General features: G+C 55.8%; 30 protein-coding genes. 10 read left to right on the top strand and 20 right to left on the bottom strand.

What is annotated here, in order from left to right; translation table 11 throughout:
* Positions 1–56: 56 nt before the first annotated feature.
* On the top strand, positions 57–1703 hold the full coding sequence (flgK, locus tag ACNT1W_RS17110; RefSeq protein ID WP_259189730.1) for a flagellar hook-associated protein FlgK: 1647 nt from the start codon (positions 57–59) through the stop codon (positions 1701–1703).
* 58 nt (positions 1704–1761) lie between these two features.
* Positions 1762–2721 (top strand): flagellar hook-associated protein FlgL, encoded by a 960-nt coding sequence (gene flgL / locus ACNT1W_RS17105; protein WP_012145682.1) that lies wholly within the window; start codon positions 1762–1764, stop codon positions 2719–2721.
* Positions 2722–3143: 422 nt separating this feature from the next.
* Here flgL and sra read toward each other — a convergent pair whose 3' ends face one another.
* The 14 genes from sra to fliF all read right to left on the bottom strand — a co-directional run bounded on the left by sra (position 3144) and on the right by fliF (position 14425).
* Entirely contained in the window at positions 3144–3275 is a 132-nt protein-coding gene (gene sra / locus ACNT1W_RS17100; RefSeq protein WP_017893223.1) for a stationary-phase-induced ribosome-associated protein, read from the bottom strand.
* 367 nt (positions 3276–3642) lie between these two features.
* Positions 3643–4425, bottom strand: coding sequence for a flagellar biosynthetic protein FliR (fliR, locus tag ACNT1W_RS17095; RefSeq protein ID WP_012145681.1), 783 nt, complete (start codon positions 4423–4425; stop codon positions 3643–3645).
* A gap of 2 nt (positions 4426–4427) precedes the next feature.
* Complete coding sequence (gene fliQ, locus ACNT1W_RS17090; protein WP_012145680.1) at positions 4428–4697, bottom strand: flagellar biosynthesis protein FliQ; 270 nt, start codon at positions 4695–4697, stop codon at positions 4428–4430.
* Positions 4698–4709: 12 nt separating this feature from the next.
* On the bottom strand, positions 4710–5546 hold the full coding sequence (fliP, locus tag ACNT1W_RS17085) for a flagellar type III secretion system pore protein FliP (protein WP_232020724.1): 837 nt from the start codon (positions 5544–5546) through the stop codon (positions 4710–4712).
* Complete coding sequence (gene fliO / locus ACNT1W_RS17080) at positions 5543–5953, bottom strand: flagellar biosynthetic protein FliO (protein WP_112364487.1); 411 nt, start codon at positions 5951–5953, stop codon at positions 5543–5545. The genes fliP and fliO overlap by 4 nt, the downstream gene beginning before the upstream one ends.
* Positions 5953–6366 carry a flagellar motor switch protein FliN gene (fliN, locus tag ACNT1W_RS17075; RefSeq protein ID WP_012145677.1) on the bottom strand — a complete coding sequence of 138 codons (414 nt, stop codon included), beginning with the start codon at positions 6364–6366 and terminating at the stop codon, positions 5953–5955. Before fliN ends, fliO begins: the two co-directional genes overlap by 1 nt.
* Positions 6363–7364 (bottom strand): flagellar motor switch protein FliM, encoded by a 1002-nt coding sequence (gene fliM / locus ACNT1W_RS17070; RefSeq protein ID WP_012145676.1) that lies wholly within the window; start codon positions 7362–7364, stop codon positions 6363–6365. Before fliM ends, fliN begins: the two co-directional genes overlap by 4 nt.
* Before the next feature lie 5 nt (positions 7365–7369).
* Positions 7370–7855 (bottom strand): flagellar basal body-associated protein FliL, encoded by a 486-nt coding sequence (gene fliL / locus ACNT1W_RS17065; RefSeq protein ID WP_017893219.1) that lies wholly within the window; start codon positions 7853–7855, stop codon positions 7370–7372.
* Positions 7856–7991: 136 nt separating this feature from the next.
* Positions 7992–9215 (bottom strand): flagellar hook-length control protein FliK, encoded by a 1224-nt coding sequence (locus tag ACNT1W_RS17060; RefSeq protein ID WP_419245897.1) that lies wholly within the window; start codon positions 9213–9215, stop codon positions 7992–7994.
* Entirely contained in the window at positions 9212–9658 is a 447-nt protein-coding gene (gene fliJ, locus ACNT1W_RS17055; RefSeq protein WP_012145673.1) for a flagellar export protein FliJ, read from the bottom strand. The genes ACNT1W_RS17060 and fliJ overlap by 4 nt, the downstream gene beginning before the upstream one ends.
* Before the next feature lie 22 nt (positions 9659–9680).
* A complete protein-coding gene (fliI, locus tag ACNT1W_RS17050; protein WP_012145672.1) occupies positions 9681–11042 on the bottom strand; it encodes a flagellar protein export ATPase FliI in 1362 nt (453 codons plus the stop codon).
* On the bottom strand, positions 11042–11746 hold the full coding sequence (gene fliH, locus ACNT1W_RS17045; protein ID WP_012145671.1) for a flagellar assembly protein FliH: 705 nt from the start codon (positions 11744–11746) through the stop codon (positions 11042–11044). Before fliH ends, fliI begins: the two co-directional genes overlap by 1 nt.
* Positions 11739–12731, bottom strand: coding sequence for a flagellar motor switch protein FliG (fliG, locus tag ACNT1W_RS17040; protein ID WP_012145670.1), 993 nt, complete (start codon positions 12729–12731; stop codon positions 11739–11741). Before fliG ends, fliH begins: the two co-directional genes overlap by 8 nt.
* On the bottom strand, positions 12728–14425 hold the full coding sequence (gene fliF / locus ACNT1W_RS17035) for a flagellar basal-body MS-ring/collar protein FliF (protein ID WP_419245896.1): 1698 nt from the start codon (positions 14423–14425) through the stop codon (positions 12728–12730). The genes fliG and fliF overlap by 4 nt, the downstream gene beginning before the upstream one ends.
* 433 nt (positions 14426–14858) lie before the next feature.
* Here fliF and fliE point away from each other — a divergent pair, with 433 nt between their 5' ends.
* Positions 14859–15173, top strand: coding sequence for a flagellar hook-basal body complex protein FliE (gene fliE / locus ACNT1W_RS17030; protein WP_026142424.1), 315 nt, complete (start codon positions 14859–14861; stop codon positions 15171–15173).
* 682 nt (positions 15174–15855) lie between these two features.
* On the opposite strand, the gene ACNT1W_RS17025 is transcribed toward fliE, so the two are convergent.
* The 4 genes from ACNT1W_RS17025 to fliD all read right to left on the bottom strand — a co-directional run bounded on the left by ACNT1W_RS17025 (position 15856) and on the right by fliD (position 19274).
* Positions 15856–16722, bottom strand: coding sequence for a helix-turn-helix transcriptional regulator (locus tag ACNT1W_RS17025; RefSeq protein WP_115184406.1), 867 nt, complete (start codon positions 16720–16722; stop codon positions 15856–15858).
* A 348-nt stretch (positions 16723–17070) separates the two neighbouring features.
* Positions 17071–17439: a flagella biosynthesis regulatory protein FliT gene (gene fliT / locus ACNT1W_RS17020; protein ID WP_012145665.1), complete on the bottom strand. Its 369-nt coding sequence runs from the start codon at positions 17437–17439 to the stop codon at positions 17071–17073.
* The gene (gene fliS, locus ACNT1W_RS17015) at positions 17439–17849 is read right to left on the bottom strand and encodes a flagellar export chaperone FliS (protein ID WP_419245895.1); all 411 of its coding nucleotides are present in this window, start codon (positions 17847–17849) and stop codon (positions 17439–17441) included. The genes fliT and fliS overlap by 1 nt, the downstream gene beginning before the upstream one ends.
* Before the next feature lie 27 nt (positions 17850–17876).
* The gene (gene fliD / locus ACNT1W_RS17010) at positions 17877–19274 is read right to left on the bottom strand and encodes a flagellar filament capping protein FliD (protein ID WP_012145663.1); all 1398 of its coding nucleotides are present in this window, start codon (positions 19272–19274) and stop codon (positions 17877–17879) included.
* 281 nt (positions 19275–19555) lie between these two features.
* Between fliD and ACNT1W_RS17005 the strand changes: the two genes are divergently transcribed.
* The 7 genes from ACNT1W_RS17005 to tcyN all read left to right on the top strand — a co-directional run bounded on the left by ACNT1W_RS17005 (position 19556) and on the right by tcyN (position 25721).
* Positions 19556–20794 carry a FliC/FljB family flagellin gene (locus tag ACNT1W_RS17005; protein WP_012145662.1) on the top strand — a complete coding sequence of 413 codons (1239 nt, stop codon included), beginning with the start codon at positions 19556–19558 and terminating at the stop codon, positions 20792–20794.
* 184 nt (positions 20795–20978) lie between these two features.
* On the top strand, positions 20979–21701 hold the full coding sequence (locus ACNT1W_RS17000; protein ID WP_012145661.1) for an RNA polymerase sigma factor FliA: 723 nt from the start codon (positions 20979–20981) through the stop codon (positions 21699–21701).
* Positions 21702–21758: 57 nt separating this feature from the next.
* Positions 21759–22268, top strand: a complete 510-nt coding sequence (gene fliZ, locus ACNT1W_RS16995; protein ID WP_012145660.1) for a flagella biosynthesis regulatory protein FliZ — start codon at positions 21759–21761, stop codon at positions 22266–22268.
* A 127-nt stretch (positions 22269–22395) separates the two neighbouring features.
* The gene (locus tag ACNT1W_RS16990) at positions 22396–23388 is read left to right on the top strand and encodes a D-cysteine desulfhydrase (RefSeq protein ID WP_261413595.1); all 993 of its coding nucleotides are present in this window, start codon (positions 22396–22398) and stop codon (positions 23386–23388) included.
* 114 nt (positions 23389–23502) lie between these two features.
* Positions 23503–24303 carry a cystine ABC transporter substrate-binding protein gene (gene tcyJ, locus ACNT1W_RS16985; protein ID WP_135344173.1) on the top strand — a complete coding sequence of 267 codons (801 nt, stop codon included), beginning with the start codon at positions 23503–23505 and terminating at the stop codon, positions 24301–24303.
* Positions 24303–24965 carry a cystine ABC transporter permease gene (gene tcyL, locus ACNT1W_RS16980; RefSeq protein ID WP_012145657.1) on the top strand — a complete coding sequence of 221 codons (663 nt, stop codon included), beginning with the start codon at positions 24303–24305 and terminating at the stop codon, positions 24963–24965. Before tcyJ ends, tcyL begins: the two co-directional genes overlap by 1 nt.
* A 3-nt stretch (positions 24966–24968) precedes the next feature.
* Positions 24969–25721: an L-cystine ABC transporter ATP-binding protein TcyN gene (tcyN, locus tag ACNT1W_RS16975; RefSeq protein WP_012145656.1), complete on the top strand. Its 753-nt coding sequence runs from the start codon at positions 24969–24971 to the stop codon at positions 25719–25721.
* A gap of 31 nt (positions 25722–25752) precedes the next feature.
* On the opposite strand, the gene ACNT1W_RS16970 is transcribed toward tcyN, so the two are convergent.
* Together ACNT1W_RS16970 and ACNT1W_RS16965 are read right to left on the bottom strand one after the other, a co-directional pair.
* Positions 25753–26166, bottom strand: a complete 414-nt coding sequence (locus tag ACNT1W_RS16970; protein ID WP_012145655.1) for a type II toxin-antitoxin system HicB family antitoxin — start codon at positions 26164–26166, stop codon at positions 25753–25755.
* Between the two features lie 31 nt (positions 26167–26197).
* Positions 26198–26380, bottom strand: a complete 183-nt coding sequence (locus ACNT1W_RS16965) for a type II toxin-antitoxin system HicA family toxin (RefSeq protein WP_012145654.1) — start codon at positions 26378–26380, stop codon at positions 26198–26200.
* Between the last annotated feature and the right edge of the window lie 163 nt (positions 26381–26543).

Below are 26543 nucleotides of genomic sequence, written 5' to 3'. Positions count from 1 at the left end.
TTCAGCAGATTAATTGACTTCTGTGGGCCAGCGGCGCCGCAGCAAAAGGAACTTTTATGTCCAATAGCTTAATCAATACCGCGATGAGCGGGCTGAATGCGGCTCAGGTGGCGCTCAGCACCGTCAGTAACAACATCTCCAATTACAACGTGGCGGGCTATAACCGCCAGACGGCAATTCTGGCGCAGAATGGCGGTATGAGTACCATGAATGGCTTTATTGGCAACGGCGTTACCGTCACCAGCGTCAACCGCGAATATAATCAGTTCATTACCAACCAACTGCGTGGCGCGCAGAGCCAGGCCGGGGCGCAGAACGCCTATTTCGAGAAAATTTCGCAGATCGATAATCTACTGGCCAGTAAAACCAATACCCTGTCGACCAACATGCAGGACTTCTTCAGTAACCTGGAGAATCTGGTCAGCAACGCCGGTGATGACGCAGCGCGTCAAACGGTGCTCGGCAAAGCCAATGGTCTGGTCAATCAGTTCAATAACACCGATAAATATCTGCGAGATATGGACAGCGGCGTTAATCAGCAGCTCAGTGATAGCGCGACGCAGATCAACAGCTATAGCCAGCAGATTGCCAAACTCAATGATGAAATCACCCGCCTGCGCGGCAGTGGCGGTGAGCCGAATGCCTTACTGGATCAGCGCGACCAGTTGGTCACCGAGCTAAACCAGGTGGTGGGGGTGCAGGTGACCCAGCAGGACGGCGATGCTTATACGGTCTCTTTCGCCAACGGCCTGACCCTGGTGCAGGGTAACAACGCCTACCAGGTTGAAGCCATCCCCTCCAGCGGCGATCCTGCCCGTTTGACCATCGGCTATAACCGCGGCAACGGTGTCAGCGAAGTGCCTGAAGGGCAAATTACCAGCGGCAGCGTTAGCGGCGTGTTGAAATTCCGCACGGAATCGCTGGATGGCGCTCGCAACCAACTGGGGCAGTTGGCGCTGGCGATGGCCGACAGTTTTAACCAGCAACACCGTGCAGGGTTTGATCTCAACGGCGATGCCGGGACCGACTTCTTCAACTTCGGTGGCGGGCGCGTGGTGGACAACAGCCGCAATACCGGCGATGCGACGCTGTCGGTGTCCTACACCGATACCGGCAAGGTGAAAGCCAATGACTACCGGGTAGAATTTGACGGCAGCAACTGGCAGGTGAGCCGTCTGCCGGACAACGTGAAGGTGAATGCCACCGCGGGTACCGATGCCGATGGCAAAGCGACGTTAAGTTTTGATGGCCTGAAGGTCGGCATCGAAGGTAACGCGCAAAAGAACGACAGCTTCACCGTGAAGCCGGTCAGTGACGTAGCGGGCAGCCTGAAGGTCGCCATCACCAACTCTTCAAACATCGCCGCTGCCGGTAAGGACGACAGCGGCCGCGGCGATAACGAAAACGCCAAAAAGCTGCTCGATCTGCAAACCAAGAAGCTGGTCGACGGCAAGGCCACCTTCAGCGGTGCTTACGCCAGCATGGTTAGCAGTGTCGGTAACCAAACGGCATCGGCCAAGGTTTCGGTGACCTCACAGAACAATATCGTCAAGCAGCTGACTATCCAACAGCAGTCGGCTTCCGGCGTTAACCTGGATGAAGAGTACGGTGAGCTGCTGCGTTTCCAGCAGTATTACATGGCCAATGCGCAGGTGATCCAGACCGCCAGCTCGATGTTTGATGCGTTACTGAATATCCGTTGATTTTCATTTTGACCGGGGCCGCATTGGCTCCGGTCACCGATTTTGAGGAATCTGCACCATGCGTATGAGCACCAGCATGATGTACCAACAGAACATGTCCGGTATTACCGACAACCAATCACTGTTTATGAAGGCGGCACAGCAGCTTTCCAGCGGTAAAAAGGTCAGTAATCCGTCCGACGATCCGCTGGCGGCATCACAGGCGGTGATGCTGGCCCAGTCACAGTCGGAAAACACCCAGTATGCTCTGGCGCGGACCTTTGCCCGCCAAAGCGTGTCGATGGAAGAGACGGTGTTGGGCGGGGCAACCAGTACCATCGCCGATATGAAGGCGCTGATCGTCAATGCCGGCGGTACCGAAAGCGATAATGACCGCGATTCGCTGGCGACCCAACTGCAGGGGCTGAAAGACCAACTGCTCAACCAGGCCAACAGCACTGACGGCAACGGCCGCTACATGTTTGGCGGCTTCGTCAATGACAAGCCCCCGTTTGTCGATAACGGCGGTTCAGTCAGCTACGCCGGCGGTAACAAGGCCGTTGAGCAGAAAGTGGATGCCAACCGCACCATGACCATTGGCCATACCGGCGATACGGTGTTCATGTCATTGACCAGCAACCCGAAGCCGGAGCCGGACGGCAGTGCGCCGGTTTCTAACGTGTTTGAAAGCATTGATATCGCGCTGAAGGCGTTGAAAACCCCCTTGAAGGATGCTGACGACGCCACCAAGCAACAGGTGAACGATGCGCTGGCCAAGGCCAACCGTGGTCTGGACAACTCCTACAACAAGGTGCTCAGTGTGCGTGCCGAACTGGGTAACCAACTGCAGGAAATGGATACGCTGGACAGCATTGGCAAAGATCGCGACATGATCAACCAAACGCAGATGAGTGCGCTGGTGGATGCCGATCTGGCCGAGTCAATTTCCAGCTACTTTATGCAGCAGGCGGCCTTGCAGGCGTCGTATAAAACCTTCGGTGATATGCAGGGGATGTCGCTGTTCCAGATGAACCGCTGATACCCGTCGTCTTTCAAGCTGCAGCGTTGTTACCTGCACTCACACACCCCAGTCACTTACTTAAGTAAGCTCCTGGGGATGCGTGAGCTGGGCGCCTAGCTGCAGCATGAAATCCATAGGGTATGTTAATGAAACATCTCCGTTAGTTAGGGCGCAGCATGCAGCGCGCCTACAGAATGAATGGCAATAATAAACATCCGTTGTGAAGTCATGGCGGGTCACTAATTGGGTGTGCTTAGAAAACTCTATCTCTGTAGAGCATTCTTGAAACCGGGCGCACTTTTTTGGCACGTCACTCTTTCCCCCACGAAGGTTCGAGTGACGTGCTTTTTTTTCGCCTGATTTAACGGTGGGAAACGTTTAAATATTCAGGCGGGAAGGGAGGTAACACCAGAGGCTATATTTTATTTATAGCCTGGCTGTTATTTTTTCTTTTTCACCATGGTCCATTTTTCACCGTTCGGTGAAGAGGATAGTGAAATTTGAATACGGTTGGTTGCCCAGTGCGCCATGCCTAAGGCTCTGCGTGCTCTTCGGTTGGTTTTCGCTTTCATTTCTGTGCTCCTGAGGGTAGAGGTAAAACCGCAGATAATAAATATGCCTGTCCCGCCGGCTGACCCCGGTGAGAAAGTATTTTTATCCCTGCAGATGATGGATGTCAGAGTTTTTATTTAACTTCCCTGTGCGTTATTTAATATTTAAATTCACTCCTTTATTTTATTTTTCGACGGCTGTTTTTACTGATGGCTTTATATTTAACAAGGCCATTCTAAGGTGGGTATTTTATTATTCAAGGCAATAACAATAATCGAAGCCAAATCGTGTTAATTTGGATTTTTCAACTTTTTATAGCGAGAAAGGGATTTTACTGCCAGTTTGTCCGGCGAGGTGCGGCCGTTAAGCCGCACTAATGGGGTAACGCTAGGGGGTCATGCTGCCAATCACATCGGCCAGCCTGTCGAAGAACTCACCGAACAGGTGCTCACAAAACGGCGCCAGCATCGGCATCATCATGCCAATGGTCATAATGCCGATGGTCATGGTGACCGGAAAACCGATGACGAATACCGACAGTTGCGGCGTCATACGGTTGAGCAGGCCGAGCGCCATGTTCAGCGTCAGCAACAGGCAAATCAGCGGCAGCGCCAACATCATACCGTTGATGAAAATCAGCGAACCGGCCTGGGTCAGTGCCAGAAAACCGTTGCCGTTGAGCGGCTCGGCCTGGATAGGCAGGGTATGGAAGCTGTCGACCAGCAGGGAAATCAACCACAGATGGCCGTTAAAACTGAGGAACAGCAGCATTGCCAGCAGGTTGAGCAGCCGCGCCAGCACCGGGGTGTTCGGCCCGCCGCTAGGATCAAAGAAGGTGGCGAACGACAGACCCATCTGCATGCCGATCACTTCGCCGGCCAGGCGTATTGCCGCGAAGGCGAACTGCATGGTCAGCCCCAGCGCCACGCCGATCAGGATTTGCTGTGCGGCCAGCCATAGCCCGGCGGCGGAGAAGATAGGGACGGTGCTGACGGGTAAACCAGGGGCGATCAGGATCACGATCAGTCCGCCCAGACCGATCTTCACCTTCTTGCTGATTTGTTTTTCGCTGAATACCGGCGCGGTGCTGATCAGCGCCAGAATGCGCAACAGCGGCCAGAAATATTGGCTAAGCCAGACGCCGAACTGCGCGCTGTCAAATGTGAGCATGGTTAACCAATCAGATTCGGCAGGTTGGTGAACAGCGTGCGCATATAGTCCAGCAGCAGGTTGAGCATCCAGGGGCCGGCAATCACGATGGTGGCGACCACCGCCAGAATTTTGGGGATAAACGACAACGTCATTTCGTTGATCTGGGTGGCGGCCTGCAGCAGGCTGACCACCAGACCGCTGATCAAGGCAGCGAGCAGCATCGGGGCCGCCAGCGCCAGCGCAACTTTCATCGCTTCGGTGCCCAGCGCCATTACGGATTCAGGGGTCATCGGCGGCTCCGGTTATGAATAGAAACTTTGTGCCAGCGAGCCAAGCAGCAACTGCCAGCCATCCACCAACACAAACAACATCAGTTTGAACGGCAGCGAGATAGTTGCCGGGGGCACCATCATCATCCCCAACGCCATCAGCACGCTGGCCACCACCAGATCGATAATCAGGAACGGAATAAACACCGTGAAGCCAATTTGGAATGCGGTTTTCAGCTCGCTGGTAACGTAAGCCGGCAGCAGAATCCGCATCGGCACCGCTTCCGGCCCGGCCAGTGGCGGCAGGTTGGCGAGCTTGGCGTACAGGGCCAAATCGGTTTCACGCGTCTGGCGCAGCATAAATTCGCGCAGCGGCTGCGAGCCTTTATCCATTGCCACGTCCAGGCTGATTTTGTCCTGGCTGAACGGCAGGTAGGCATCCTGATAGACCTTGTCGAATACCGGCGACATGATGAAAAAGGTCAGAAACAGCGCCAGACCCAGCATTACCTGATTCGGTGGAGCGGATGGGGTGCCCAGCGCGTTGCGCAATAGCCCGAGTACGATGATGATACGGGTGAAACTGGTCATCATCAGCAGCATCGCAGGCAGGAAACTGAGCGAGGTCAGCAGCACCAGCGTTTGCACCGGCAGCGACCAGCTTTGGCCGCCACCCGCCAGTGGTTGGCTGATAAGCCCAGGCAATTGCGCGAAAGCCGCTGGGCTTGCCAGCAGCAGGGCAGTGGCCAGGAGGTGTTTTCCCCTCACCCCGACCCTTTCCCGGCAGGAGAGGGGGACGACGGTGGTCTTCTGGCAATCCGCGCCGAGGGGGGCAATAGCCGGGGATGCTGATTGTTGAGTGTGAGTCATGCCGATTTTTCCGGACGTTTCAGAACTTTTTGCATCAGTTGGCGAAAATCAGCCGGCGCTGCGCTGTCGCTTGTGCTGCTATCTTGCGCTTGCGCAGGGACAGGCATGGTATGCAGCGGAGTGATTTGCTGGGCGGTGACGCCCAGTACCAGCAAGGTGTTGTCCACCTCGACCACCACCACGCGCTCACGCTGACCGACCTGGCAACTGGCCCGCAGGTTTAACAGCTTACTGTTGCGTGCCTGTGGGGCGAACCCCAATCGGCGAAACAGCCAGCCCGCCAGCAGGATCAGCAGCAGGATCCCGCCGAGTGCGGTACTGACCTGTGTCAGCACCGAACCGGCCGGTAACGCCGGCGTAGCGGGTTGCAAGGTGCCCTGACCGGGCGCGGTGGCGTTTGGGTTCATCAGCGGCTCAGGCGGCGCATACGTTCGGATGGGGTAATGATGTCGGTGATGCGCACGCCGAACTTGTCGGCCACCACCACCACTTCGCCCTGGGCAATCAGATAACCGTTGATCATGATATCCAGGGGTTCACCCGCCAACCCGTCCAACGCCACGACAGAGCCTTGCGACAGGCGCAGCAGCTCCTTGATGGTCATTTTGGTGCGGCCCAGTTCGACGGTCAGTTTGACCGGGATATCCAGGATCAGATCGATATCCTGCAGGCTACCGCTGGCATCCTGCGGTTCCAGCGATTTGAATACCGCGTCGCTGGCAGAGGTTTTGTCGGTGGCAAGCTGCTCGTTAAACGCGTCAGCCCACAGGTCGTCCACGGATTCCTTTCCTTCGCCAGACGGTTGCTTAGGATCACTCATTTGGGCTGTTCCTCACTCAGGGCATTCAAAATAGGGTTAATCAAATGTTCAACACGCAGGGCGTACTGCCCGTTTAACGTGCCGTATTGGCTGGTTAGCACCGGTACGCCATCCACGTGGGCGATCAGGCGATCCGGTTTATCAATCGGTAATACGTCACCCGGCTGCAGCTTCAGGATTTTTGACAGCCGCATCGGGATATCGACGAAGTTGGCAATCAGCTCCAGTTCGGAATGCTGCACCTGTTTCACCAGCGTTTCGCGCCAGTGGCTGTCCTCCTGCCGTGAATTTTCCAGCGGCGGGTTGGTCAGCAGTTCACGCAGTGGCTCGATCATCGCGAACGGAATACAGATGTTGAATTCACCGCTCAGCGCGCCGATCTCCACCTGGAACGGCGTGGTGACCACAATGTCATTCGGCGAAGTGGTGATATTGGTGAATTTCACCTGCATTTCGGCGCGCACGTATTCCACGTTGATCTTGTAAATCGCACTCCAGGCATCGCCGTAAGCATCCAGCGCCAGACGCAGCATGCGCTTGATCACCCGCTGCTCGGTGGGGGTGAATTCGCGGCCTTCCACTTTGGTCGGAAAGCGGCCGTCGCCACCGAACAGGTTATCGACCGCGATAAACACCAGGCTCGGCGCGAACACGAACAGCGCGGTACCGCGCAGCGGGTTCAGGTGCACCAGATTGAGATTGGTGGGCACCGGCAGGTTGCGGGCAAATTCGTGGTACGGCTGAATTTTGATCGGGCCGACGGTAATGTCCGGGCTGCGACGCAGCAGGTTGAATAACCCCATGCGGAACTGCCGGGCAAAACGTTCGTTGATGATTTCCAGCGCGTGCAGACGCTCGCGCACCACGCGGCGCTGGGTAGTCGGATCGTACGGCTTGACCTCGCTCTCGTTGCTGGTGACCGCGACGGGTTCATCTCCCGCGCTGTCGCCGTTGAGCAAGGCGTCGATCTCTGCCTGTGAAAGAATGCTGTCGCCCATAGTGATTACCGCAGTATGAAGGCGGTGAACAGCACGTCGCTGACCACCTGCTTCGGTTGTCCTTTAACCAGCGGCGGGCTAAGTACGTCCTTAATCTGCGCCACCAATTGCTGTTTCCCTTGTTCACTGCTCAACTGACCCGCCTCCTGACGGGACAGCAGCATCAGCAGACGGCTGCGCACCTCCGGCAGAAAATCGTTCAGTTGGCGGCGGGTGTTCTCGTCCGGCAAGCGTAATGTCAGGCCGATGTACAACACGCGATCGGGGTTGTTATCCGGCGTCATCAGATTGACGGTAAAGGTGTCCAGCGGCATAAACACCGGTGCGGCCGGAGGTTGCGGTTTGTCTGCGGGCTGTGCGCCATTCTGGTGCTGTTTAAGCTGCCACCAGCTGTAGCCGGCTGCGCCGCAGGCGAGCAGGGTAATCAACACCAGCAGGTAAGCCAGTAGCGGACGTTTTTTTGAGGCTGTTGGAAGGGAGTTCTGAGACATTGCTAAGCCAAATTCCTGTTTTCTGCGTACATGAAAACCGCACGCATGACATGTAGCGGTATTATCCCGTCTATTCCGGCGTGCAATAGCCAGAATAGGCGGGGAAAAGCGTGCCAGCTTGGGCGTTTGCGCTCAGTCAGGCGAAAATATCAACGCCGTTGACGGCCCGAGCCATCGCCTGCAATGCCTGTGGAGCACTGAGGGCCTCTGCGCCCGGTTCGCTGCCGGCGTGGCTATCGCGATAACCTGGTTGGCCCTGTTGCCCGGCGTTTTGTTGTTGCGCCTGTTGCCCCTGCGGCATGGACTCACTGCCGACGCTGCTTTGTCCCAGATTGATGCCGCTCTCTGCCAGCGCATGGCGCAGTTGCGGCATGGCGGCTTCCACGGCGGCACGTACCTGACCGTGGGCGGAGGCAATATGCAACTGTGCCTGGCTGTCATCGAGCTTAAGGGTGATCTGCAATGCCCCCAACTCCTGCGGATGCAGGCGCAGTTCTGCGCTTTGCTGGCCGTTGCGATGGAACATCAGTACCTGCTGATTCAACGCCTGTTGCCACTCGGGGCTGCCAAGCTGAGCATTTAGCTGCGGCGTCGGCGGGGCGGTAACCAGCGAAGAGGCTGGAGCGGCTGTCACCGTCGGGCTGGAGACAGGCGGTGCCATCAGGTGATTGACCGCTGCCGGCGTATCGGCGCCGAATTTCAACGCGGTAGCATCCGGCTTATCCTGAGTGGCCGCCGTTTTTTGTGGTGCGTCGCTGCCGCTTTCCGTGCCGAGAGGATCTTTGCTCAGGGTCGGCGGGGTTTTCTGCGTGTCCGTTATCGGGCTACCAGAGGCGTCCGAGGAGCGGCCCAGCGTGGCGCTCAGCACAGCCGTAGGTTGTGTCGTACCCGGTTCGCCTTCAATGCTCAGTTCCCCGGCGCCCGCCGCGGTGGCCTGCATCACCGGCGTTACGGCGATCGGTAGCATGGCAAACAGCGCCTGTAAGGTGGCCGCGTCGATTTCACCGGCGGGGCGCAGGGCCGTATTTTCCGCAGTTTGATCTTTCAGCGCCTCTTCCCCCGGCGCGACGGCCGCCTGCTGACCGCTGCTTAATAGCGAGGGTGCCAAAAGTCCATCTCGTTCGCCGAAGGTGGCCAGTAGCTGGGTTAGCTGATTGCGGCTCAGCGGCGTGGAGTCCTCGTCGGCACTCAGCGTCATCGGCGACAGCTTGCCTGTAGCCTTATCGGCCGGCAACACACGTGCGCCGAGCAATTGAGCAAAGGCGGACGAAAGAGAGGATTCATCCAGCGGCAACTGCGCGTCCGGCAGTACTCCGCTGTCACCTGGGGTCGACAGACCTGACAATAGGTTGAGGTTCATGGGTGGATATTCCTTTGTGCACTGCGTTGAGCAAACTCATCCATCAGTTTTTGATCCCGTTTATTCTCCAACTGCAGCTGCGCACTTTGAGCACGGGTATGCAGGGTTTCGAAGGCATTCAGCCGTTGCTGTTTGTCCTGCCAGTGTTTCACGGCGCTCTCGACCTTTTCCCCCCACTGCGTCAGTTGCTGGCGATGCTGGGTGATGGCCTGCTCCAGCGTGCCGATAAACTGCTGGTAGTTCTGCCAGTTGGACGATTCCATACCGCCGCTCAATTGATTATTCAGCTTCTGGCGGTACTCATCCTGATAATTGAGCAGCATGGAAAGCTGCTGCTCTGCCGCCTGTTGTGCCTTACGCACCTGGCCCAACTGCTGCGTCGCCTGTTCCACTGCGTCCTGCGCCAAATCGCGCAGGGTAATCAGGGGGGACTGTGATTTCATCGGATTTTCGCCTTTGGTGACGTTAAACGATCAACTGCTGTAACTGTTGGCAGGCGTCGTCATAACCGCTGCGTTCAAAAATGCCCTGTTGCAGATAGGCTTCCATCTGCGGGTAAAGTGCCATCGCCTTGTCCAGCAAAGGATCGCTGCCTGAAACGTAGGCACCGACGCTGATCAAATCGCGGTTGCGTTGATAGCTGGCCAGCATCTGTTTGAAGTTACGTACCCGGCGGTAATGTTCCTCATCGATCAGTGAAGTCATGGCACGACTGATCGAGGCTTCAATGTCGATTGCCGGGTAGTGACCGGCCTCTGCCAGCCGTCGCGACAGCACCACGTGACCATCGAGGATGGCGCGCGCCGAGTCGGCAATCGGATCCTGCTGGTCATCGCCTTCGGTCAGTACGGTATAGAAGGCGGTAATTGAACCGCCACCGCTGATGCCATTGCCCGCACGTTCCACCAGTGCAGGTAATTTGGCGAACACTGACGGCGGATAGCCTTTGGTGGCCGGTGGCTCGCCGATGGCCAGGGCAATTTCACGCTGCGCCATGGCATAACGGGTCAGTGAATCCATAATCAGCAGCACGTGCTGACCGCGATCGCGGAAGTCCTCGGCGATACGCGTGGCATAGGCTGCCCCCTGCATGCGCAGCAGCGGCGAGACGTCTGCCGGCGCGGCAATCACTACCGAACGTGCCCGACCTTCGGGGCCGAGGATGTTTTCGATAAAGTCTTTGACCTCGCGGCCACGTTCGCCGATCAGCCCGACGACAATCACGTCGGCCTGGGTATAACGCGCCATCATGCCCAGCAGCACGCTTTTGCCGACGCCGGAGCCGGCGAACAGCCCCATGCGTTGGCCACGGCCGACGGTTAACAGACCATTAATGGTGCGCACGCCGACATCCAGGACCTGTTCGATCGGCGTACGCTGCAACGGATTGAACGGGGCGGTGATCAGCGGCGCACGATAGCCGGTTTCCGGTGCGGGCAGGCCGTCGAGTGGCTTGGCGCTGCCGTCCAGCACCCGACCCAGCAATGCCGGGCCAAGCGGTAGCTGTTTGCTGGCGCTTTGTCCTTCCGGCGAGACGCGGGCATAAACCCGTGCGCCGGGCACAATGCCTTCCACTTCTTCCAGCGGCATCAGGAACAGCCGCTGGCCGTTAAAACCGACCACTTCGCTCTCGACTTCCTGCACTTCACCGCCGTCGTGACGTTCGATCAGGCAGGTGGCACCGATCGGCAGTTGCAGCCCGGTGGCTTCCAGTACCAGCCCGGTTGCGCGCGTCAGGCGGCCGTAACGACGAACCTTCGGCGCGTGCGTGATGCGTTTTTCCAACGTATCGAGTGAGGTCAGCCAGCGGCCGAGTCGAAGCGTCATTACACTTCTCCCGGAGCCGCCAGGCGGCAGAGTTCGTGCCAGCGGGTTGCCAGACTGGCATCCAGGTCGCCTTCATCGGCGCTGACCTTGCAACCGCCAGGGTGCAGTTGGCCATCTGCCAGCAGTCGCCAGCCGTGCAGGCTGAGCGTCGCGCCCAGTTGTTGCTCTATCCGCTGATAATCATCCGGATGTACGCGCAGCTGGGGTTTGCCGCTGAACATCGGCTCCTGCTGGATCAACTGTTGGATCTGCGCCAGCAGGGCGGTGCCGTCACACACCGGTGGTTGACCGAGCACCTGTTTGGCGGCGGTTAACGCCAACTGCATCAGGCGCGAGGCGATCACGCTGTCCAGCGCGTCCAGCGTATGCTGGAATTCCGTCACCAATTGTTGCCAGTGGGCGGTCAGCGGTTGTTGTTGCTGTTGCGCCTCCAGCAGGCCCTGTTGACGGCCTTCTTCCATTCCGGCCTGGAACCCGGCTTCGTAACCTTTTTGCTGGCCGTCGGCATAGCCCAACTGCTGGCCTTGCTGCTCTGCCTGCAGGCGCAATTGGGCCAGTTGCTGTTCCTGAACCACAGTGTCGTCCAGTGGTGTGCCGAAAGATTCCACCGGCGGTAACGGCAGCGGCTCGACCACCGTTTTCGGCTCGGTCAAATCGTTAAGCGACCAGGGCTGCCAGGGCAGGGTGTTAATGCGATCAGACATAGGTGTCCTCGCCACCGCCAATAATCATTTCGCCGCTTTCCGCCAAACGACGGACGACCAACAGGATGGCTTTCTGTTCGTTCTCGACCTGCGACATGCGTACCGGGCCACGGTTGGCCAGGTCGTCGCGCAGAATATCGGCAGCGCGTTGCGACATATTCTTGAGGAACTTCTCGCGCAGCGGCTGTTCCGCACCTTTGAGCGCCACCAGCAAGGATTCGCCTTCCACTTCCTGCAACAGGCGCTGGATGCTGCGGTCGTCGACCTCCACCAGGTTTTCGAACAGGAACATTTCGTCGATGATCTTCTGCGCCAGTTCGCCGTCGTATTCGCGCATGGCGTCGATAACCGCTTCTTCCTGCTGAGTTTTCATCAGGTTGATGATCTCGGCTGCGGTGCGTACCCCGCCCATTTTGCTGCGCTTGAGGTTCTGGCCGTCGAGCAGGTTGTTCAGCACTTCGGTCAGTTCCGCCAGCGCTGCCGGTTGCACGCCGCCGAAGGTGGCGATACGCAGCATCACGTCGTTGCGCAGGCGTTCGTCGAACAGCGCCAGAATATCCGCCGCCTGGCCACGTTTCAGGTGGACCAGAATGGTGGCGATGATCTGCGGGTGTTCGTCGCGGATCAGATCGGCGGCGCTCATCGGCTCCATAAAGTTGAGCGTTTCCATGCCGGTGGTGGTCTCGCGGGATTCGAGAATATCCTCCAACAGGCTGGCGGCGCGCTCTTCGCCCAGCGCTTTAACCAGCACCGAACGCAGATAGTCGCTGGCGTTGACGCTCAGTGCCGCATATTGTTCGGCGTCATCTTCAAATTCGCGCAGTATTTCATTCAGTTGTTTGTGCGAGACCTGGCTCATGCTGGCCATGGTGCCGCTCAACTGCTGGACTTCCCGCGAGGAGAGGTGTTTGAACACCTCGGCGGCGCGATCTTCACCCAGGGTCATCAGCAGGATGGCGCTTTTTTCGGTTCCGGTCAGACTCATAATTCGTTGCTCATCCATTGGCGGATTACCAGAGCGACCACGCGTGGGTCTTTATCAGCCAGATCGCGGATCCGCTGGCTCTGGACTTCTGCACTGACGCGCTGTTGTGATTTACGGTGCTGCGCCAGCTCCTCGTTACTCTGTTTATTGCTCTCTGCCGGTTTGGCCATTGGCGTATTGGCGGCGGCGATAGCGGCTTTTTGTACGGCCTGACGGTTTTGCAGCTGCGGACGTACCAGTTTGCGCCATAGCAACCAGCCGACCAGCAGGACCAACAGATAGCGACCGGCGTCGAACAGACGATCGATAAACGCCTGGCTTTGCCAGAACGGCAGCTCACCGCCGGTGACTTCGTTATCGGTAAACGGCGTGTTGACCACGTTGAGCGTGTCGCCGCGGGTGCTGGAGAAACCCATGGACTCGCGCACCAGCGATTCGATCTGCGCCAACTGCTCTTTACTCATCGGCAGTGGTTTGCCGTCTTTATCCGTACCGCGATAGTTAACCACCACTGCCACCGACAACCGCTGCACCGTCCCGGCTTTTTGCTGGGTATGGCGGATGGTGCGATCGACTTCGTAGTTGGTGGTTTCATCCAGGCGTGAATTTTGTGGCCCCGAGGCTGCGCTGCGGGTTGCCGCGGCATTGGGCTGGGTGGCGTTGGCGTTGGCGTTGTTGCCGGTGGCCGCCGGTTTGGCGGTTTCAATCGGCGCGGTCGCTGGAGCGCTAGGCTGATTGGACAAGGCGCCCGGTACGCCACCGACCAGTGGCCCGCCAATCTGATCGCTTTGACTCATCTGTTTGGAACGAACGGCGGCCTTATTCGGCAGTTGGTTCGGTTGGTATTCTTCGTCGGTTTGCTCGCGGGTGGCAAAATCAATCTGCGCGGTGACCTGGGCGCGCGCGTTACCGTTACCGACCATCGGTGCCAAAATCGCTTCGATGCGACGTTGATAGCGGCTTTCCACTTCGTTGGCGTACTTGAGCTGTGCGGCGTTCAGATCGCGCCCGGCACCGTCAGACTGGGTCAGCAGACGACCGGACTGATCGACCACGGTCACGTTGCCCGGCGGCAGGCCGGCGACGCTGCTCGAGACCATATAAACGATGGCATTGATCTGGCCGTCATCCAACGCGCGGCCGGGTTGCAGCGTCAGGGTCACCGAGGCGGAAGGGGATTTTTGCTCGCGCACGAACAGCGAGGGTTTTGGCAGTGCCAGATGCACCCGGGCGTTTTGTACCGGCCCCAGCGATTCGATGGTGCGTGACAATTCGCCTTCCAGCGCGCGCTGGTAATTGATTTGCTCACTGAACTGGCTGATGCCGAATTTTTCCTGATCCAGCAGTTCGAAGCCAACGGCACCGCCTTTCGGCAGGCCCAACTGCGCCAGACGCAGGCGGGTTTCGTGCACTTTGTCTGCCGGGATCAGCAGCGCCGCGCCATTTTCGGCAAAGCGGAAGGGGATGTTCATCTGCGTCAGTTGGGTGACGATGGCACCGCCGTCGCGATCGTTAATGTTGCTGTACAGCACCCGGTAATCAGGACTTTTTGCCCATAACAGCAGCGCGACCACAATGGCGATGGCGGCAGAAGCGGCGATCAGCAGTGGGATTTTCGGGTTGGCGCGCAGACGGCTCCACATGGCTTGCAGGCCATTATCGCGGCTTTCGGTGGCGGAGATTGAAGCACTCATTTTAGCCAGTGTCCTTCAATGACGCTCAGGATCCGGTTCGGGCCACGGCGTAGCTCCCTGCCAGGCTGATGAACGATGTGGTTAGCGTTGTGTGACAAAACAGACTCCCTGATACACATATAAATATACCCTATGCCTTTCAAGTTGCAGCTAGGCGGCCAGCTCGCTCATCCCCAGGCGCTTACTCGAGTAAGTAACTGGGGTGAGCGAGTGCAGATAACAACGCTGCAACTTGAAAGACGACGGGTATAGCGGCGCTCCCATTACTGGGCAGGCCATTATTTGCTTTTATGGTGATTTCGATGGCCCGAAAAGCCGGGTTTTTTGCAGTTAATTAGCCGCTTTAGGATAAAAACGCTGTGTTAGGGTGTGCAGCATCAGAGTAGTGTCTGCCGCCACAATGGCCGGCAGCCGCATTTTTATTGGGGTTACCATGGCAATTCAGGGTATTGAAGGGGTATTGCAGCAGTTACAAGCCACCGCGATTCAGGCCGGGCAAATGGATCGCGGTGCTGCTGCGCCGGGCGTCAGTTTCGCCAGCGAGCTGAAAACGGCTATTGGCAAGATCAGCGATACCCAGCAGGCCGCACGCAAGCAGGCGCAGGATTTTGAGATCGGTGTACCGGGCATCAGCCTCAATGATGTGATGGTCGATCTGCAAAAATCGTCAATCTCGCTGCAGATGGGCGTGCAGGTGCGTAATAAGCTGGTTTCCGCTTACCAGGAAGTCATGAATATGGCGGTGTGATGGAGTGTCACGCGCGCCCGTGCCACCAAATTGCGTACCACGACATTGTCTTATTAAGTCTTATTAAAAGTCTGGCTGGCAATAGATCAATTGCTGGCGCAACTGCCGGCCAGATTGGCGCAGCTCGGGCCTTAGGTTGTGATGGCGGGATTTTTAGTGGTGGGGTTTTGAATACTGAATTAGCATATTAGGCGTATTACCTTCGGCATAGCGATCACCAATCGCTGGAGTAACAGGGCAGAAACCCTGCTTCAACTCACATTGCGACACTTGTCACAGAGTTATAATTCCCAGGTTAAGGATGTTTTATTACCGGGAAAGACGATGAGCAGCAAAAGTGAACAAAGATGGCGGCTGTTGAGTATTTTGATTATGGCCGTTTTGGTCGTATTAATAATCGTTTTAATTAAACAAAGCTAAAAAGCCCGGGCCACTTTTGTGGCCTTGCCGGTTTATTTACCCGCCAGTATCCGCATAACGTCTTCCTCGTAGGTCAGGCCCAGCAGCCACATACCGAGCAACAGTATGGCCAGGGAAAACAGCAGTTTTTCGTTGAGCATGGTTTATCACCCCTGATTGAATTAATGCTCGCCGATGCTATCCCACCCGGCTGTTTTCCGCTAACCCGCACTGCATAAACGACGCTCCCGTTGCTCAATGATTTAACTTATGGCCGTGGCTGTCATTCCTGTGCCTCCATCATGCTGAAATGATCGGGGCGAATAGCGCTGCTCTCCATTGCCCGTTGGTGGCCGCGAATGGCGGTGGGGGCAAAGCCAAAGCGCTTACGAAAACGTTCTGCAAACCTTGAGGAACTTTCATAACCGACGTGCTGGGCGATGGCGGAAATGGGCCAATCGGTGGATTGCAGCAGTGCCAGTGCGCTGCTCATGCGCACGTCGATCATCAGGGTACGCAACGAGGTATTTTCTGCCGATAATTTACGGCGCAGCATCACTTCACTCATCGACAGGGTGTCCGCTACCTCGGCCGCCGTCCAGATATTATGCGGATCGGTCGCCAGACAACGGCGCACCTGCTGGGTTAAATTTCTGACCTCGTTATGAATGAAACTGATATTGAATTGCTTCAGCCACAGCAGAATCTCCAGCATTTTGTGGCGAATGATGACCGCAGGGAAACGATGTTTAAGTGCCAGCGCCAGGCTGGTGGTTTCAAAACTGTGTATTAGTGCGCAGGGCAGGTTGCGCAATGCCAGCACTGCGTCGAATGCCGTTGGGGCCTGGGTTTCAACCTGGGCCAGTGGTGCGGCGAACAGCAACGGATCGCAGGTCAACAACTGACAGCTGAATGCCCCTTCCTCTGAGGGCTCATTAATGATATCCACGGTTTGCCCTCCGTCGATAATCAACAATTCCCCGCTATGAGCCACCACTTCACGCTGTTGCCAACGTACGCGTTTATGGCCTTGCTGTACCAAATACAGATGGGGTTGTTCAAAATAGACTGAAGGGAATAATAATTCAGTATGCTGAATGATATGCGCCGAGGCACCAATTCCAGGACAAAGATTAATTGTACGTTCCATCGATATTCATTTCGCAGCCAGTATCTGGGAATATCTTTACGCTTTGATCGGCGCTGGAGCAACATTTTTCCATGCGTTGTGAAACACAACGACGTGTTTTATCTATCAAAAATCAATTTCCTGCTGAACAGAAAACGTCCGTGTCGGCGTAATATTTATCCGTCTCGTAGGGGCGTTGCATGCCGCGCCCGTGTAGGTCGGGGCGAATATATTCGCGCCCTACCAGACCGAGGTGAAAAATACTATAGGTGTATATAATTCAAATGTCATGGATTAATATCCTGACTTAACCGGAGAATAATAGTGCATAGTGCTATTAATTCTGCTTTTCCCGTTATTGTTATGAGTTCATCTGATTTGCGGCTCTCCCAACAGCAGGGCGCGGTCGTTAAACTGGCCATAGGTGCTGTTAACCACGTTCTGACGAGTTGACTGGCCGATCAACTCTTTTAATTGGTCCATGCGTTGCTGCAGCAGGCGTTTGAGCTCGGTTTCGTTGTCCAGGATCTGCTGCAGCTTATTGCGCAGCAACTCCTGCAGTGCCATCGATGGGCCAGCCTGCCCGGTAAAGGCGGCGGTGCTTTCCACTGCGGTGACGTAGGCCAGTTCCAGTTCGACCAGGTCCTCCCATCTTTCGGTTTGCGCCAGGGCGATCATCTGGCTGCTCAGGCTATGTATTTGTTGATACGCGGCTAGCAATTGCTGTTGACGTTCCATTAAACGGCGTCCTGAGAGGGGTGATAATTGGGGCCGATTTGGCGCCAGGCGTCGGCAATATTTTCCAACAGTTTGACCACTTCGGTGATCGCCGCCTCGTCATTATGCAGGTTGGCCTGCATCAGGCGGCGCTTCATATAGTCATACAGCGCCGCCAGATTATCGGCCATTTCGCCGCCCTGTTGGTGGTCGAGACCACTTTTCAGGCCGTTATCGATAATGTTGATGGCCTTTGACAGTGCCACTCCCTTGCCGGCGATATCGCCCTGGTTCATCAGAATGCGTGCGCGTAGCAGGGCGCTAAGCGCCCCGTCGAAAAGCATCACGATTAACTGATGCGGGCTGGCGCTCATTACGCCGCTTTCCAGACTGACCTGGGCGTAGGCTTGAGTTCCGCTTCGGTTATACATGTGATTTCTTACCTGGTTAAAAAGTTCTTATTTGAACTGTTGGGTTAAATAATTACCTGTACTGCCCAACTTGGACATCATGGTATCCAGTTGAACGAATTGTTGTTTATAGCGATCTATGGTGTTTTGAATACTGGCGGTCACGGTGGTGATCTGGCTGTTCAGGCGGTCGAGGTTGGTATTGATGCTTTTGGTCGAGTTCTCGATGATGCCGCCGGCCTTGATGTAGTTCTGGATCTCGTTATGGATCTCGGTCGCCATGCCGGTGTCTTTGCCGTTGCCGGCGAAGAAGTTGGTGACTTGGTCCGGCTTCTCATCAATGGCTTTGTTCAGCTTGGTGCTGTCGATCTCGAGCTTGCCGGTTTTGGTGTTGGTCGTAATTCCCAGATTGCCGAGGCCCTTCAGCTCGGGGTTGTCTTGCGCGCCGCTGAGTGCGCTTTTAATCGACGACTGAATGCCACGCAGGGTGTTATCGCCCAGCAGTGCGCCATTTTTGGCATTCTGCGCTTCGCCGGTTTTGACCGGGGTATATTTGCTCAGCGAATTAAAGGTATCCAGCAGCGAGTTATAGTTATCGACCCAATCTTTAATCTTGGTGGCGGTGCCGGCTTTATCGGTGCTGATCACCAGGTTCTGCGGTTCATCTTTCTTGGTGGTGGTTTTCAGATCGATGGTTACGCCCTGCAACGCATCGGCAATCGAGTTGGTGCTGCGTTTAATTGGCGTGCCGTTGACCTTGATCTCTGCATCCTGGCCGGCCACGGTTTGCTTCATTGAACCGCTTTTGGTCTTGTTGTCGTAATTGAGGATAGCACCCAATTTATCGTCATTATTGACCTGGACCGAGACGGTATTTTTTTCACCGGTAGTGGTGGAACTGATTGCCAGTTGATAGTCGTTGTCGCCCACCCGCATGATGCTGGCGTTGACGCCGGCTTTGGCGTTGTTAATCGCATCGCGCATTTCCACCAGTGAGGTTTGGTCGTCGGTCAGCGGGATCTTCACTTCTTTCTGCGGGTCCCCAGCGGTGAGGGTAATGGAACGATCGCTGCTGCCGGGGGTGCCCAGTTTTTCCGTCTGATTGGCAATCGGGGTTTGGGTGGTCAGCGTTTGCGGCTGTGCCAGTTTCAGTACCTCGACGCTGTAATTGCCCGCCACTGCCTTGTCGGTGGTAGTGATGGAGAACTGGTCGTGCTTGCTGGCGGTGGTGTTGTTGAAAAACGCCGGTTTCGCCAGTTCTTTACTCAAGTTATCAAACTTTTCCAGCGAACCTTTCAAGGTGCCGTACGCCGTCAGTTGGGCGTTATAGCTGGTTTGCTGGGTGGTATAAGGCGTCAGTCGCTGCTGTTCCGCTTTGGTTAGCTTGTCCAGCAAGCCGTTGAGGTCGAGTCCTGAGCCGATGCCTAATGAGCTGATCGATGCCATTGGTAATTCTCCTTGATTATGACTTTATTCGCTTTACGCGTTATCGGCCCAGTGGAGAAAAAGTTTACCGAAAAGTTTAAAAACCGATGGCGCAATAGAAGAAGGAAAAACCACGTTATTTCTGCCATTGCTGCGAAGAGAAAAAAAAACAAAAAATTTCTAAAGGTTGCAGGGGGAGGGCCGATACCTGATGGGACGGTGGTTGACGCCGTGGGCAAAGCAGCCCGAACCATTTAAACCCTGTTGCGAAGATCGCAACTGACTCGTAAGGAAAGCATACAATGGCACAAGTAATTAACACCAACAGCCTGTCGCTGATGGCGCAGAACAACCTGAACAAATCACAGTCTTCTTTGGGTACTGCGATCGAGCGTCTGTCTTCTGGTCTGCGTATCAACAGCGCCAAGGATGACGCCGCGGGTCAGGCAATCTCTAACCGCTTCACCGCTAACATCAAGGGCCTGACTCAGGCTTCTCGTAACGCCAACGACGGTATCTCTCTGGCACAGACCACTGAAGGCGCACTGAACGAAGTTAACGACAACCTGCAAAACATCCGTCGTCTGACCGTACAGTCTCAGAACGGTTCCAACTCTTCCAGCGACCTGCAGTCCATCCAGGACGAAATCAGCGAACGCATGTCCGAGATCAACCGTATCTCTGAACAAACCGATTTCAACGGCGTGAAAGTGTTGAGCGGCGACCAGAAACTGACCATCCAGGTGGGTGCCAACGACAACGAAACCATCCAGATTGATCTGAAAAACATCAACTCCAAAACTCTGGGTCTGGACAAGTTCAGCGTGGCAGACGGTGTTGATGTGGCTAAAATTGGCGGCGACGCAACGACTATTGCTACAGGTAAAGATCTCACCATCACCAACACCACCAACAAACAAGCTAACGGTGCTGCACCAGCCAGTTTCCTTAAAGACAATGCTACCGGCGACGTTTACGCTGTAGGTACCGATGGTAAGAACTACAAGGCTACCATCGACAAAACCTCTGGTGACATCACCGCGATCGCAGCAGCAGAAACCACTGGTCTGACCGATACGGCTGCTACTACTACCGTTAAGGAAGAAGTCACTGCAACGGGCGACACTGCTGGTCTGAAATCCTATGACGGCGGCAAATCTTACCTGATTCAGGAAGGCACTGGCGCTGATGCCAAATACTTCAAAGCCACCGCAGACAGTGCAGGTAAAGTAACCAAAGGCGCTGAAATGAGCACCACGCCTAAAACTGCTGACCCACTGGCTACCCTGGACAAGGCACTGTCTCAGGTTGACGGTCTGCGTTCTTCCCTGGGTGCGGTACAGAACCGTTTCGATTCTGTTATCAACAACCTGAACAGCACTGTGAACAACCTGTCTGCTTCCCAGTCTCGTATTCAGGATGCTGACTACGCGACCGAAGTGTCCAACATGAGCCGTGCCAACATCCTGCAACAGGCTGGCACCTCTGTTCTGGCACAGGCTAACCAGTCTACTCAGAACGTGTTGTCCCTGCTGCGTTAATCGACTCTCCCCGATTAACCTGTCGCAAAAGAACCCCGCCTCGGCGGGGTTTTTTTATGGTCGCTTGCCGCCGGGATAGTGCATGGCGCAAATAAGGCCTGTTTTGTACGACTGTTCAGCCGATTGGCATTTTGCCCCCTACGGATAATAGCGCTGACTCTCTTATCCGCAGGTTTTAGACATAGTGAGCGATTTGTATACCGCCGAAGGCGTGATGGACAAAAATTCTCTCTGGCTACGCTACGTTCCGTTAGTGCGCCACGAGGCGTTGCGCCTGCAGGTCAGGCTGCCCGCCAGCGTGGAGCTCGACGATCTGTTGCAGGCCGGAGGAATCGGCCTGTTGAACGCCGTTGAGCGTTATGACGCTATGCAGGGCACGGCCTTTACTACCTACGCGGTGCAACGTATCCGTGGCGCCATGCTTGATGAGCTGCGCAGCCGCGACTGGGTGCCGCGCAGTGTACGTCGCCATGCGCGTGAAGTGGCGCAGGTTATGCGGCAATTGGAACAGCAACTGGGCCGCCCGGCCAGCGAAGTGGAAGTTGCGCAGACGCTGAATCTGTCACTGGATGAGTACCGTCAAATTCTGTTGGACACCAATAACAGCCAGCTTTTCTCCTACGACGAATGGCGGGAAGAGCATGGCGAAAGTGCGGAACCGCTGCTGGAAGGGCACGAAGAGGCCAATCCGTTACATCATCTGCTGGAGGGCAATCTGCGCCAACGGGTGATCGACGCCATCGAGGCGTTGCCGGAACGCGAGAAAATGGTGCTGACGCTGTATTACCAGGAAGAGTTGAACCTGAAGGAGATCGGTGCCGTGCTGGACGTGGGGGAATCGCGTGTCAGCCAGCTGCACAGTCAGGCGATCAAGCGCCTGCGCGCCCGTTTGGCAAGCGAGAACTGACATGCATTCAACTCTGAACCTTCAACCTTGCCACCATTGCGAAAACCGGACTGCCTAATGCCAGGAATAATGTTGAAAAAACGGCCGCTGAGCCGTTATTTAAAAGATTACAAACACAGCCAGACTCATTGCTCCCAGTGCGGCAAGTTGTTGGATCGCATGGCGTTGGTGTTTCGTGGCAAAATCATCAATAAAGACGCCATCGCGCGTATGGATCAGCCGATTGACGATCACGTCTGGCTGAACGTGCAAAATGAGCTGACCGCACTGTGCCGGTTCTGCAGTGAAATTTCCTGCAACAGCCATCCGAGCTATTTCGACATTATGGCCTTCAAGCAGTATCTGTTTGAGCAGACCGAAATGAGCCACAGCACCATTCGCGAGTACGTGGTGCGCCTGCGTCGGCTGGACGAAATGCTGGTGGAGCGCAACTACCCGGCAGACAAGTTTGCCAGCAACGCCAGTCATCAACGCATCATTGAAGACTTGCCTTCTGCGGCACACAACAATTACCGCATTGCCCTGCGTAAATACGACCAATATCTCGCCTGGCAGAAAAGCTACTGATCTTGCCTCCCCGGCAGGCCAGCCGGGGTTTCCACCGCTCTCCTATTACGAATAAAGAGTGATTATTAGGTTCACATCTGCTAAATCTATCCTTTAGCTATTGATACCTTATTCCCTGGGGGAAGTTGTGAATCTGCAACAAAAATTGGCGCAGTTCCCGCGTCTCGATTTAGTCGGTTCTGCCACACCGCTCGAAAAACTGTCTCGCCTCTCAGACTACCTTGGCCGTGAAATTTACATCAAACGTGACGACGTCACGCCGATGGCGATGGGCGGTAACAAACTGAGAAAGCTTGAGTTTTTGGCCGCCGATGCGCTGCGGCAGGGAGCCGATACGCTGGTCACCGCCGGTGCCATCCAATCCAACCATGTGCGCCAAACGGCGGCGGTGGCGGCCAAGTTGGGCCTGCACTGCGTGGCGTTGCTGGAAAATCCGATCGACACCCAGGAAGAAAATTATCTGACCAACGGCAACCGCCTGCTGCTCGGGCTGTTCAACGCGCAGGTGGAAATGTGCGAAGCGCTGCACGATCCGCAGCAGCAGTTGGCCGATCTGGCTACACGCCTCGAAGCACAAGGCTTCCGACCTTATGTGGTACCGGTAGGTGGCTCCAATGCGCTGGGTGCATTGGGTTACGTACAGTGTGCGCTGGAAATTGCCGAGCAGAGTCAACGCAGCAACGTCGCTTTCAGCTCGGTAGTGGTGGCGTCTGGCAGTGCCGGTACCCATGCCGGGCTGGCGGTCGGTCTGCAGCAATTGCTGCCGGAGACTGAGCTTGTCGGTGTGACCGTTTCACGCAAAGTTATCGACCAATTGCCCAAGGTGGAACTGATCCAAAAAGCGCTGGCCAACAGTTTGGCTATCGACCAACTGGCACCCATCACCCTGTGGGATGATTATTTCGCACCGCAGTACGGCATGCCCAATGAAGAAGGGCTGGCGGCCATCCAGTTGTTGGCGCAGCAGGAAGGAGTGTTACTGGATCCGGTGTATAGCGGCAAGGCAATGGCTGGGCTGATTGACGGCGTAGCCCAGCAGCGTTTCCGTGATGACGGCCCGATTCTGTTCATCCACACCGGCGGTGCTCCGGCGTTATTTGCCTACCATCCACAGGTGTGAACGCACTTGGTTATTCCATTTTGAACTATATTTATAATGTTATATTCCTGCGTTCAAATGTTGTGGCTGTTAAAGTGCTGATATCAAAAAAGATAAACAACAGATGGGGTGTTTATGATGTTTTCTAAAGTTCGTCGTCAATTGCTGCTGGGAGTAATGAGCGTTGCGCTGACCGCCGGTTTGAGTGCGCAAACCTATGCCGCCGATAACCTGCTGGAGCAGGTGAAGCATCACGGGACTCTGGTCGTCGGGCTGGAAGGCACTTACCCGCCGTTCAGCTTCCAGGGGGAAGACGGCAAACTGACCGGCTTTGAAGTAGATTTCGCCAATGCGTTGGCGCAGCATCTTGGCGTAAAAGCCAAGCTGAACCCGACCAAGTGGGACGGCATGCTGGCCTCGCTGGATTCAAAGCGTATCGATGTGGTAATCAACCAGGTGACCATTTCGCCAGAGCGTCAGAAGAAATATGATTTCTCCACGCCTTATACCGTCTCCGGTATTCAGGCGCTGGTGAAGAAGGGCAATGAAGGCACCATCACCAAGCCGGAAGATCTGAAGGGCAAGAAGGTCGGCGTCGGCCTGGGCACCAACTACGAACAGTGGCTGCGTGACAATGTGCAGGGCGTGGACGTGCGCACCTATGATGATGACCCGACCAAATACCAGGATCTGCGCGTAGGCCGTATCAATGCCATTCTGGTTGACCGTCTGGCGGCACTGGATCTGGTGAAGAAAACCGGCGATACGCTGGCGGTAGCCGGCCCGGCGTTCTCTCGTCAGGAGTCTGGCGTTGCGGTACGTAAAAACAACCCGGAACTGCTGGCCGCGATTAACCAGGCGATTGCCGACATGCAAAAAGACGGCACGCTGGCGAAGATCTCTGACAAATGGTTTGGCGCGGACGTAACTAAATAATGCACGAAAGTATTCAACTGGCGCTGGATTCAGCGCCATTTTTATTGAAGGGCGCGATACTCACTCTCCAGCTCAGTCTGGGGGGCATGGCGCTCGGTTTAATGCTCGGTTTTCTGCTGGCGCTGATGCGCCTTTCGCCGTTATGGCCGCTGTCCTGGCTGTCGCGTTTCTACGTGTCGCTGTTCCGTGGCACGCCGCTGATTGCCCAGCTGTTCATGATTTACTATGGTCTGCCGCAGTTCGGCATCGAGTTTGATCCCTTCCCGGCGGCGCTGATTGGTCTGTCGCTCAATACCGCGGCTTATACCTCAGAAACCCTGCGTGCGGCGATTTCGTCGATCGAAAAAGGGCAGTGGGAAGCCGCGGCCAGCATAGGTATGACCCGCTGGCAGACGCTGCGCCGGGTGATCTTGCCGCAGGCGGCGCGTACCGCATTGCCTCCGTTGGGTAACAGCTTTATCGGCCTGGTGAAAGACACCTCGCTGGCGGCGACCATTCAGGTACCGGAGCTGTTCCGTCAGGCGCAGTTGATTACCTCACGCACGCTGGAAGTGTTCACCATGTATCTGGCGGCCTCGCTGATTTACTGGGTGATGGCGACTCTGCTTTCTGCGCTGCAAAATCGTCTGGAAGCCCACGTCAACCGCCAGGATCAGGAGTAACCCATGAGTGCCATCGAAGTAAAACAGCTGATCAAGCAGTTCAAAGGTCAAACGGTGCTGCATGGGATTGATCTGGAGGTCAGTGCGGGCGAAGTGGTGGCGATTATCGGGCCCAGCGGCTCGGGTAAAACCACCTTGCTGCGCTGCATCAACCTGTTGGAAGTACCGGATTCCGGTACCATTCGCGTCGGCGATATTCAGATTGACAGTTCCAAATCGCTGAGCAAACAGAAAAATTTGGTGCGGGCGTTACGCCAGCAAGTCGGGTTCGTGTTCCAGAGTTTCAACCTGTTTCCACACCGTTCGGTGCTGGAGAATATTATTGAAGGCCCGGTTATCGTTAAAGGCGAGTCAAAAGCCAGCGCCGAACAGCGGGCACGGGCATTGTTGGCTAAAGTGGGTTTGAATGGTAAAGAGTCCGCCTATCCACGTCGTCTTTCCGGTGGCCAACAGCAACGGGTGGCGATTGCCCGGGCGTTGGCGATGCAACCGGAAGTGATCCTGTTTGATGAACCCACTTCTGCGCTGGATCCGGAACTGGTGGGCGAGGTGCTCAATACCATCCGTTCGCTGGCGGAAGAAAAGCGCACCATGGTGATTGTGACCCATGAGATGAGCTTTGCCCGTGATGTGGCTGACCGCGCCATCTTTATGGATCACGGCCGCATCGTTGAGCAGGGCCCGGCGAAAGAGCTGTTCGCTAATCCGCAACACCAGCGCACCCAACAATTCCTCGACAAGTTTTTGAATCAGTAAGAAGGGGGGCATTTTGCCCCCTGACTCTCGATTAGCCAGCGTTCAATAATTCATTACGGGCGGCTGCGGCCAAAAAGGCGCTGCGGCTACCATAGCCCGGATGCTGCTGTACCATTGAATCGATACGGTTCAGCAGGCGGTGCGGCAGGGTAATATTGATACGTTCAGCCCGACCGTCAAACTTATCCATATTGATGTCGACCAGCAGCCACTGTCCGCCATTCAGCGTGTCGCTCTCCTGCGCCAGATGGAAGGAAACTGCCTGTGGGCGTGGGATGGACTGGTTGTCTTCGCTCAGAAGTTCGAAATGTGCGTCCAGCGCGCTTTTGGCGTCTTCAAAGGCTCTATCGAGGGTATCGCCTGCAAAATAGCAGCCCGGCACATCGGGAAAGAAACCGCTGGCGCTGCCGTCGTGTTCTGAATGTACATAAGCAGGGTAGAACATAATTTCTCCTGTTAATTCATGGTGCCGGGGGTTAGCGCAGTCCGGCATCTTTCATGATTTGGCGCAGCGTTCCCGGTTTAAGATCCTTACGCGGGTGTGGAACGGTGATCACCAGGCGGGATCCTGGGTGTTTAAACTGATGGTGGCTTCCCTTTATCCGCTCTAAAACCCAACCTTCCTGTTCTAATAGCCCGATCAGTTCTGAACTTTTCACACGCCTACCGTCCATTTATTGTACACACCATACACACTCGATGGCAACGAGATTAATACGCTAACGTGCCGCTTTTGTGCAGACAATAAAAAACCCTGCACGAGTGCAGGGTTTGCGGGAAGGTACGCAGGCTGGATGATAAAAGGCAGTAATCCAGCGCTAC

Source organism: Serratia sp. NFX21 (assembly GCF_048517035.1).
In the GTDB taxonomy this organism is placed as follows: domain Bacteria; phylum Pseudomonadota; class Gammaproteobacteria; order Enterobacterales; family Enterobacteriaceae; genus Serratia; species Serratia quinivorans.
This window is presented reverse-complemented; position numbering and strand designations above follow the sequence as displayed.